General features: G+C 52.6%; 8 protein-coding genes and 1 pseudogene. 1 reads left to right on the top strand and 8 read right to left on the bottom strand.

All coding sequences use genetic code 11. From position 1 onward, the window contains the following. Positions 1 to 161: 161 nt before the first annotated feature. Entirely contained in the window at positions 162 to 731 is a 570-nt protein-coding gene (locus tag Q0095_RS09335) for a hypothetical protein (RefSeq protein WP_297883256.1), read from the top strand. Between the two features lie 650 nt (positions 732 to 1,381). Here the strand turns inward: Q0095_RS09335 and cmoA are convergent. The 8 genes and pseudogenes from cmoA to Q0095_RS09295 form a co-directional block, all read right to left on the bottom strand. Next, positions 1,382 to 2,086, bottom strand: coding sequence for a carboxy-S-adenosyl-L-methionine synthase CmoA (gene cmoA / locus Q0095_RS09330; protein ID WP_297883255.1), 705 nt, complete (start codon positions 2,084 to 2,086; stop codon positions 1,382 to 1,384). A 921-nt stretch (positions 2,087 to 3,007) separates the two neighbouring features. After that, positions 3,008 to 4,390: a riboflavin kinase gene (locus Q0095_RS09325; protein ID WP_297883254.1), complete on the bottom strand. Its 1,383-nt coding sequence runs from the start codon at positions 4,388 to 4,390 to the stop codon at positions 3,008 to 3,010. Next, the gene (locus Q0095_RS09320; protein ID WP_297883253.1) at positions 4,390 to 4,902 is read right to left on the bottom strand and encodes a lipocalin family protein; all 513 of its coding nucleotides are present in this window, start codon (positions 4,900 to 4,902) and stop codon (positions 4,390 to 4,392) included. Before Q0095_RS09320 ends, Q0095_RS09325 begins: the two co-directional genes overlap by 1 nt. Further along, positions 4,892 to 6,040 carry an SAM-dependent methyltransferase gene (locus tag Q0095_RS09315; RefSeq protein WP_297883252.1) on the bottom strand — a complete coding sequence of 383 codons (1,149 nt, stop codon included), beginning with the start codon at positions 6,038 to 6,040 and terminating at the stop codon, positions 4,892 to 4,894. The genes Q0095_RS09320 and Q0095_RS09315 overlap by 11 nt, the downstream gene beginning before the upstream one ends. Further along, a complete protein-coding gene (locus Q0095_RS09310; RefSeq protein ID WP_297883251.1) occupies positions 6,037 to 6,624 on the bottom strand; it encodes a hypothetical protein in 588 nt (195 codons plus the stop codon). The genes Q0095_RS09315 and Q0095_RS09310 overlap by 4 nt, the downstream gene beginning before the upstream one ends. After that, positions 6,621 to 8,570: an NAD-dependent DNA ligase LigA gene (gene ligA, locus Q0095_RS09305; protein WP_297883250.1), complete on the bottom strand. Its 1,950-nt coding sequence runs from the start codon at positions 8,568 to 8,570 to the stop codon at positions 6,621 to 6,623. The genes Q0095_RS09310 and ligA overlap by 4 nt, the downstream gene beginning before the upstream one ends. Next, entirely contained in the window at positions 8,567 to 8,704 is a 138-nt protein-coding gene (locus Q0095_RS09300) for a hypothetical protein (protein WP_297883249.1), read from the bottom strand. Before Q0095_RS09300 ends, ligA begins: the two co-directional genes overlap by 4 nt. Beyond that, positions 8,694 to 9,021 (bottom strand): annotated as a pseudogene (locus Q0095_RS09295) (3-deoxy-manno-octulosonate cytidylyltransferase); the annotation flags it as partial. The gene Q0095_RS09300 and the pseudogene Q0095_RS09295, both read right to left, overlap by 11 nt.

Below are 9,021 nucleotides of genomic sequence, written 5' to 3'. Positions count from 1 at the left end.
TGGGCCCAACAAGTGGCTGGCCCACCTGTCATACAGCCAAAGGCAGGTGCAGTAGAGGGCCGAGGAGTAGTACAAAATCCTACGCACCTACGCACCCTAACCAAGGGCAAGAGTGATCACTCCAATCGCAAGATCAGTTGACTAGAAGCTAAGCTAGACCCATGGAGGCGATGAGCGCGAGCATCAGCCGGCTGTGCCAGATGGTCCACGACGCCGGCCTGCGGCCCGGCACCGAGGAACGTCTCCAGGTAGTGCTTGAGGCCGCCAGGGCGAGGGGCCGCTTGGACGACAGCTTCGTCTCCTTGTTCGACGAGGTCCTCGTCGGTTTCCTCGACAAGTTCACCGTCGTCAAGAAGCTTGCGGACGACTTTGACGTAAGCCTCCAGCCGACGCGCCCAGGCTCTGCGATGCCCGCCACCCTCAACGGCCACTATGGTGACAACCTCTTCGACGCACTGGTGGCCCTGCGACTGCCCGCCGTCGCGCCGGAGAATGTCCACCTCGAGGTCGCGCTCGCCGCGCAGCGCCTGGCGCAGCAAGACACCATCGACATAATCACCCACGTCTACGCGCAAATCGTCCACAAGGACTACTACATGCAAGAGGAGGACGATAGGACGCTGGCCTTCTTGGACCGCAGGGCAACCTTGGACGGCACTGTTCAGAAGCACGTTGAGCTCGCCGCCAACGCCGCTGCTCCTCACACGTCGGTTGGTGACCCGACGCACTAGGGCGTGACGATATCGTTGAAAGTTGATGGATCCGTATGTATTTTTATCTTTCCGTCAAATCCATGTAGTAGTATATGGTACTACTAGTAATTATCTTACCTTTTGCATCAACTTCATAATTTTCGTACGTACTCCATGCATGAACCGCGCCAGAACCAAACTTCTCATTACTCTAGGGAAAATCGTTATTTCTATCTATCGGTCGCGCCATGGAGCAGAACCAAATTTTACAAGTTACAAGTTCAAAAGGAAAAGCCTGCCGTGTTCGCGTCGCACCCCCACACGCCCGGGAATCGGGAGTACAACACGGCCCGTCCGGCACGACACATAGCTTAGGGAAGGCGTGTTGCCTAGCATTTTCACTTTCATGTGGGACCGCCGTTGAGCAAATCGACTATTGGCAAACCGCACCCCGCCCTCCGCCGGGTTGGAAAACAGAAACGAATAAATAACGCAAAATTAAGAATTTTATCCTTTTTAAATGTGCCACTGCGCTCGCTATGGCGTATTTAATCGATAAAAATAGCTTTAGCGCGGCAAAATTTGACATTGCAGGCGACGCATGCTCTGTTTTGTAGATTTCACCCCAAATACCGGCGTTAAATTTAAAACTTGAATCGTTTAAGCAAAATGCGCATTGTAGCCGCTCGTTATTTAAACGCCGCGAAGCTCATAAAATTTGCCCACTTAAAGATACTCTCGACACGCTTAAAGCCCGCGCTTAGCGCCAAGGCGCGGTTTTCTGCCTCGGTGTAGGGCACGAGGACGTTTTCAAGCGCCTCGCGTTTTTGCGCGATCTCGTAGCGCGAATAGCCCTGCGCGCGCTTGTAATCCTCGTAAATTTCGATCATCTGACGCGCGAGCGCAGGCTCTTCGTAGACGATCTTTTCGCCAAAGATCAAAACCCCGCCCTCGCGCAATCCGTCGTAAATTTTGCTCACGAGCGCGGCTCGGCGCGGCGGCCTGATGAACTGTAGAGTGTAGTTTAAAATCACGGCGTCGCAGTCTGCGAGGCTCGCATCCAGCACGTCCGATACTCTAAGATCGAGCTCGGCGCCGAATGCTGCCGCCTTGGCGCGGGCGTTTTGTATCATCGCCTCCGAGCTGTCGATGCCGCACAGCCGCAGATCTGGGCGCAGCGCAAACAGCGCCAGCAGCGCAGTCGCAGTCGAGCAGCCAAGATCGATCACGCGTGCCTTTTGCGGCAGTATCCGCGCCAAAAGCTCGCTACTAAGCCGCGTGCTTGCCTCGTAAAACGGCACGCTGCGTCCGATCATATCATCAAAAACCGACGCGACGCTGGCGTCAAACTCAAACTGCTTTTTGATAGGCTCTTTAAAAATTTCGTCTTTCATCCGTTTCCTTTTTTACTTTGATATTCGCGCAGCACTCGATTTATACTTCCTGCGCATGCTAAGCGCAGAATTCTCACGCCGTGCTTCCTGCACTTGCGCGACACTCGATTTACGACCGCTACGCATGGAATTATTGCGCTTAGTTTGCCCCGCGCGAAGCATACCTAAATTTTAAACGTAGCATGGGCGCTTTTGATGCAAGCGAGCTGCATCTCAGTTTGTGCCCCACTTCTAGCCCAGATACGCTCGATGCATGATTAAATTTCACGTCTTGCTTGACAGACTCTAAAATTCCGCGCCGTGCAAATACATCCTTAAAATTTTGCGCCGTATTTTCGCAGCATTAATTTTACGTCGCCAAATCTCACGCTACCAAAACAGCTCCTTTAAATTCTTTAATTACGAACTTAAACTAAAAGCATAATCAAAGCTCCATTGGTAGAATTTCGCGCCCATTTTGCGATTTTACGCGCCGTAAAATGGAACCCGCTTAACAAAATCCCGCGTTTAGCTAGGCGTATAATTTAGCCGCTTGGCTCTTGCTCGGCAGCTTATCCCTGCTAAATTTTAAAGCTTCGCAGCGCAACTAAGATTTTTTATCGCCCTTAATTTTTGGCGCGGCTTGCACTTGCCTTGTTTTGCATGAGCTGAAGCTCAAGGTGCGTTAAAGTCCTGCAGGCGGTACGTCGTTAAAATTTAACGACTTTTTAGCAGCTTGCGCGTCGCTTTTGTGCGCACTTCCCATATGGCATCGCAGACGCAGACGGTGCGCCAAGCATCCTCGGAGGCAACGGGCACACGACTTTTATACGGGACGACGCAGACGGCTCATTTAATGCGCCGTAGATGCAAAACGCGGGCAGACGCATCAAATCAAGCGCACAGCCCGCAAATTTCATTTTTAAGCTTACAAGCCGTAGATTAAAATTTGCGGCTTCGTAGTACCGCCTCCGCCTCCGAAGCGTCTTTTAAAATCTGCTCCTTAAGCCGCGCTAGATCGCTAAATTTGCGATTTTCGCGCAGGAATTTTATAAATTTCACGCAAGCAAATTTAGCGCCGCCATTTTTGCCTGTAGCCTCTAAATTTTTATTTTCGGCGTCCAAACTCTCGCTCGCCGCAAAATTTTGTGTAGAAATTTCAGCTGAATTACGCGCCGAAATTTCATCTGAATTTCGCGCAGAATGTGCGGCTTGCCCCCCGCAGCACGGCGCGCGATCTTGTGCGGAATTTAAATCCGCCTCAAAGCCTGCAAAGTCCTCTAAAATATGCGTTTCAAGCGCAAAAGCCCCGTCGGTGCTGAGCCTGTGCCCCAAGAAGCTCACGCTTTTATAACTCGCGCCGCACACGCTCGTGATACTTGCGTAAACGCCGCTTTTTGGCATAAAATAGCCGCTCGCATCAAGATTTAGCGTCGCTACGAACTCCCGCGCCCCGCGTCCCTGGCCGCGTACGATCCGTCCGCAGATCTCGTAATTTCGCCCTAAAAGCTCCGCCGCCTCTTCGCACCGACCACGCGATAAAAGTTTCTTGATCCTACTTGAATGCACGCCACCGCCGCTTAAGCAAAACTCCCCTACGACGCAGGTTTGCCCGCTAAATTCGCGCCGCAAAAACTCCGCGCCCCACGCTCTGTCTCGTCCAAATCTAAAGTCCTCACCGACGACAATTTTTTGTAAATTTATGAAATTCTGCCTTAAAAGTGCGATAAATTCGCCTCCGCTAAGGCTTTTGATAGCGCGTAGATCGCAATAAAAAATCTTTTTATCCGTAAAAGCCTGCCGCGACGCAAAAGGGGTGAGCTTCGTGCCACCACCTGCTAGGATTACGATTATTGCGCCTTGCTCGCCTAGGCGCTCAAATAATTTTTGATGCCCAAGGTGCATGCCGTCGAAGTTGCCGATTGCTACGGCGCGCACATTATCGCGGTTTGCGCCTTGCAGCGTTGCGAAAATCTCGCCACGTGTGAACTGCTCGCTTAGGCGCGCACGCAGCACTTCCGCACAAGCAGGAAGCGCGCTTTGAGCTTGCGCGTCTACGCCATTGCCGCAAGTGCCGCCATAAGCCGTTTCGTTACTGCAAGCGGCGTCGGTGTCTGCTTCATCTGTGCGGTGCGCATCGCCGTTTTTGTTTTCGCTCAACTCTTGCCTTGGGCGTTTGATATTTTGAGATGAATTTTCTCCATTGCTTGTGAAATTCTGTTCCGTAAAATTTTTCAAGCTGGAATTCTGCGCTACGAAATTTTGCTCTTTAAAATTCCGCAGCGAAGCCTCTGTATGGTCTTTGCCTGATTTTTGATTAGCCATTATTGTTGCTTCCTCCAAACGATTTTTTTGGTGTCGTAGCCGCTGTGCTTCGCTTTTTTTAGATAGAGGATGCGGATCGGCTCGGGCAGGGTTTTGGTGCGCGAGAGGATGTAAAGCTCGCTCGTATCGGCGCCGAAGATCAGGGCGTAGCGATAGTCGCCGTCCACCTGCGCCACGCGGTAGAGGGAGTCGGAAATCAGACCTTTTTGATAGAGCAGACCTACGCTTTTATCGCCCGCAAACTCCAATACGTGCTGCTCGTTTTCGATTTTACCCGAGCTTGTTTTGGCGGTTTTTAAAAGATTGATCGTGGAATTTTTATCGACGAAGCACTCGTAGGCGGTGTTTTGCAGCTCGCCGCCGCCCTTCATACGGGCGATCTCATACCAGCCGCCGCTAAATTTAGCTATGTCGAAGTTTTTTACGATCGGCGCTTTGGGGTTTAAGCTTTTAGCGCATGAGCCCAAAAATAGCGCGCAAAACGCCAAGATAATTAAGTTTTTAAATTTCATCGTTCATCCTTTTTAGAAGATAGAAAAATTCTCTATTTCCCTCTTTGCCCGTGATTTTGCAGGCGCCGGCATGCAGCGTGGCAAGCCCCAGCTCGGCGCATAGCTGCTCAAATTTCGCCCGTGCGGCGCACACCGCTTTTTCGTCCTTGAGCACGCCTTTTTTATTTCGCTTGATCTCCGCGCCGACTTCAAATTGCGGCTTAAATAGCACGATGAGAGCGCTTTTTGCAAGGCGCGCGAGGCTTTTTAAGATCAAATTTAGCGAGATGAAGCTCACGTCGCAGGTGATGAGATCAAATTTTTTCTTGCTCGCAAACTCCCTGATGTCGGTGTTTTCGCGCACGATCACGCGGGGGTCGCGCCGCAAAATTTCGCTTAGCTGCGAGCTGCCGACGTCAAGCGCGGTCACGCTCTTTGCGCCGCGCTGCAGTAAAATCTGCACGAACCCGCCAGTGCTGCTGCCCACGTCCAAAACATCGGCTCCCGCTAAATTTAAAATATCTTTTTGCGAGGGCTTTGTTTGTGCTAGCTTCGCGCTGCCTTCACTGCAGCGCCCGCCCGCCTTGCCGCCCGATTTGGAGGCTTTCGCCGCATTTAAAATCTCTGCCGTCTCGGCGTCTGCGTCCGTTTGTAAACGCTCCGCCGTATCGGCATTAGTTTTTGCGGTACGGATCGCCTCGGTAGTCGCTTTAGCGCTCTTTGTTGTCGCGACAGCCGCGCTTGGAATTTTATCAGCCTCGTTCGCGCCAAAAATTTTATCCGTAGCCGCGAAATCTGCACTTGAAATTTGCGTCATTACTCCGCCTGCTCTTTGCGTCACTGCCGCTTTACTATTCGCGCTCTTTGCGCCGCTGCATGGCTTTGAAATTTCTGCCGCCGAGTTAGGCAAATTTACGCTGCAGCTTGCCAAAAGCCCGTTTTCGGCAAGCTCATCCAGAAAGCCCGCAAGCTTGAGCGCGCCCCTGCTTACGTAAATTTGATCAATCGCGCTGATTTCGCCGCTCTGCTCAGGCGCAATCTGCGCAGAGGGCCTGTTTTGCACGGCGCCTCGCAGCAAAATTTTATCCTGTTTTATCAGCGCGGCAGCCTGATTTCTACTGATTTTAAGCGTATTTGCGACGAGCAGATCAAATCTCATTTTGCTTTTTCTCCGCGCTGCGATGAAATTTTAGAGCTTACGCAGTTTTCGCGCGAGCTTGAGTTTAAAATTTTATCGCGTGTAGTAAAACCTCGTGCAGCAGTGCTGCAAGGCTCAAATTTTAGCCCGCATCGTGCCGCAAATTTAGCCATACTGCGCATTACAAATTTTAGCTCACCTTGCATTGCAAATTTTATCTTGCCGCTAGCGAAAATTTTAAAATTTTTCATATCGGCGCAGTGTTTGAGCGGCGCAAGATTTGAGATATTCTTGCTTACGGCCGCACCTATCGGTGTCGTGCGCGCCGTTTTAGCGTCGCGGCAAGTGGGGCTCGCGTGCCTCGCAGAAACCGCCTCTCGGTCTGCCGTTTTTACGCACGCCTTAGAGCCCAGCGATCTTACATCGACCGCTCGATTTGCTATCCTCGCTTCTAGCGGCAAATTTACCGCTTCCTTACACTCTTTAAAATTTTTAAAATTCTCGCGCCTTGTAAAACACACAAGCGCCGCAGGACGGAGGTTTCTTTTGAAATTTAACCCCGCGCCGTTTGCGTGCGGGTTTGGCGCCAAGCAAAAAACCTTCACTCGCCGCCCTCCGCAAGCGCTTCAAACTCGCTCTCGTTGATCACCCGCACGCCAAGCGAGCGAGCTTTTTGCAGCTTGGAGCCCGCTTCTGCGCCTGCGAGCACGAAGTCGGTCTTGGCAGATACCGAGCCCTGCACCTTCGCGCCCATCGCCAAAAGCCTGGCCTTAAACTCGTCGCGCGGACGGCTGAGCGTGCCGGTGATGACGACGCTGCGGTCCGTGAAGACGCTTTTAGTGGTTTGCATCTGGGGCGCGCGAGGCGTGATGATTTCGCTTAGATTTAGAATTTTTTCGCGATTTATCTTGCAAAACTCCGTTAGACTCCTTGCCATAGCCTCTCCAAAGCCCTCCAGCCGCAGAATTTCATCCTCGCTCGCATCCAGCCAATCTTGTCCGAACGCTGCGGCGATCTTGTGCGCGGCCACCTCGCCGATGTGTTCGATCCCTAAAGAAGCGATGAAGCGCTCAAGCGGCGCGTTTTTGCTCGCATTTATCGCGCCCAAAAGGTTTGAAATTTTTTTATCTGCAAAGCCTTCAAGATCCGCCAAATCCTGCGCGCCGAGGGCGTAAATGTCGCTGATCTTTGAAATTTTGCCGCTTTCAAAAAGCTGCGTGATCGTCGCGTCGCTTAGCCCTTCGATATTCATACATTTTTTTGAGCAGAAATAGATCAGCGAGCCTATCACGCGCGCCTTGCAATCGAGGTTTTGACACTTTATGAGCGCGCCTTCGTCAAGCAATTTCTCGCCGCAAACGGGACAGCGATCCGGGCGCAAAATTTCGCTCTGCGTGCCGTCTCTGCGCTGTTTGTAAACGCTCGTGATCTTCGGGATCACGTCGCCGCTGCGGATGATGCCCACGAAATCGTTTTTCATCAGTCCCAGCCGCGCGATCTCGTCGAAATTATGAAGCGTCGCGCTTGAAACGTTCGCGCCGTCGATATTTACGCTATCTACGACGGCTACGGGAGTGACCGCGCCGGTGCGGCCGACCTGCAGATTGATCTCGCGCAGCCGCGTTACCTTTTCGACCGCGGGAAATTTATACGCGACCATAAAGCGCGGAAATTTCACCGTATAGCCCATCTGCGCGCACTTTGAAAGCTCGTTTACGCGGATTACCATGCCGTCTAGCATCAGGTCTTTGCTCGCGCGCATGCTATGCAGCGCTTCGTATGCGCTCCTGATCTCGCTTGCGCTCTTGCAGATGCGGCAAAACTCGTCGCGCAAAAAGCCGAGACTGCGTACGAACTCCATTATCTGTGAGTGCAGCGCAAAGCCTAACGAATGCTCGCCCACTCCCCACGGGATAAATTTCAGCTTCCGCTTCGCTACGATCGCGCTATCTAGCTGGCGCAGGCTGCCTGCAGCGGCGTTGCGCGGGTTTGAAAACAGGCTCTCGCCGTTTGCGGCGCGCTCATCGTTTAGCGCGTCAAAATCGCTCTTTGCGATCAGCGTCTCGCCGCGAATCTCGATCCTTCCCGCGTAGGGGATCTGAAGCGGCACCGATTTGATCGCTCTTGCGTTTTGCGTCACGTCCTCGCCTATAAGCCCGTCGCCGCGCGTCGCCGCGCTTATCAGCACGCCGCCTTCGTAGGTCAAATTTAAGCTTGCGCCGTCAAATTTCGGCTCGACGTAAAACTGCGCGCTGCTCTTCTCGCCGCGAGCTAGCCACGCCAAAAGGTCCGCGTCGCCAAAAATATCCTCCATCGACCACATCTGCGCGCCGTGAGCGAGTTTGGAAAAGCCCTCGCTGATCGCGCCTCCGATGCGCCGTGTAGGCGAGTAGGGCAGCGCGAGCTCGGGATTTTGCTCCTCAAATTTCTCCGCTTGCGAATAAAGCTCGTCGTACTCCTCATCGCTTGCGATCGGTTTATCGTCGGTGTAATATGCCCGCGCCCATGCATTTAGCGTATCTACTGCGGATCTGTATTCATCGTAGTTCATCTTGCGCTCGCATCTTTAAATTTTAAAATTCCGCGCTCCGCTAAAATTTTACGTCGCGTTAGAATTTTACGCTCCGCGGCGGGCTCCTGCGCTCCAAACACTGCGCCGCATAGCGAGTAAATTTTAAATTCCATTGCCGAACTCCTTTAGCGCGCGCTCGTAATCAGCCGGCGTGTCGATGCCGATGCTCGCGGTTTTTATTTCAAGCATCGCGATCTTTTCGCCAGCGCTTATGGCGCGAAGCTGCTCGAGTTTTTCGGTATCTTCCAGCACCGAGGCGGGCAGGGCGCAAAACCGCTTTAAATTCCGCACGCTGTATGCGTAGATGCCGATGTGTCCGAGGTAGCACTCGCATGTCGCGCGCGGGTAGGGGATGAGCGAGCGTGAAAAATAGATCGCAAAGCCTGCGTTATCAAGCACTAGCTTGACTAAATTCGGATCCTCCGCTGCC

This window comes from uncultured Campylobacter sp., from assembly GCF_938045535.1.
Classification (GTDB): Bacteria; Campylobacterota; Campylobacteria; order Campylobacterales; family Campylobacteraceae; genus Campylobacter_B.
The sequence above is the reverse complement of the archived record's forward strand: the minus strand, read 5'-3'. Positions and strand labels throughout refer to the sequence as shown.

Coding starts and splice junctions, on each gene's coding strand:
- Q0095_RS09335 (WP_297883256.1), top strand. CDS start 162: ATGGAGGCGATGAGCGCGAGCATCAGCCGGCTGTGCCAGATGGTCCAC.
- Q0095_RS09300 (WP_297883249.1), bottom strand. CDS start 8,704: ATGGAATTTAAAATTTACTCGCTATGCGGCGCAGTGTTTGGAGCGCAG.
- ligA (WP_297883250.1), bottom strand. CDS start 8,570: ATGAACTACGATGAATACAGATCCGCAGTAGATACGCTAAATGCATGG.
- cmoA (WP_297883255.1), bottom strand. CDS start 2,086: ATGAAAGACGAAATTTTTAAAGAGCCTATCAAAAAGCAGTTTGAGTTT.
- Q0095_RS09315 (WP_297883252.1), bottom strand. CDS start 6,040: ATGAGATTTGATCTGCTCGTCGCAAATACGCTTAAAATCAGTAGAAAT.
- Q0095_RS09320 (WP_297883253.1), bottom strand. CDS start 4,902: ATGAAATTTAAAAACTTAATTATCTTGGCGTTTTGCGCGCTATTTTTG.
- Q0095_RS09325 (WP_297883254.1), bottom strand. CDS start 4,390: ATGGCTAATCAAAAATCAGGCAAAGACCATACAGAGGCTTCGCTGCGG.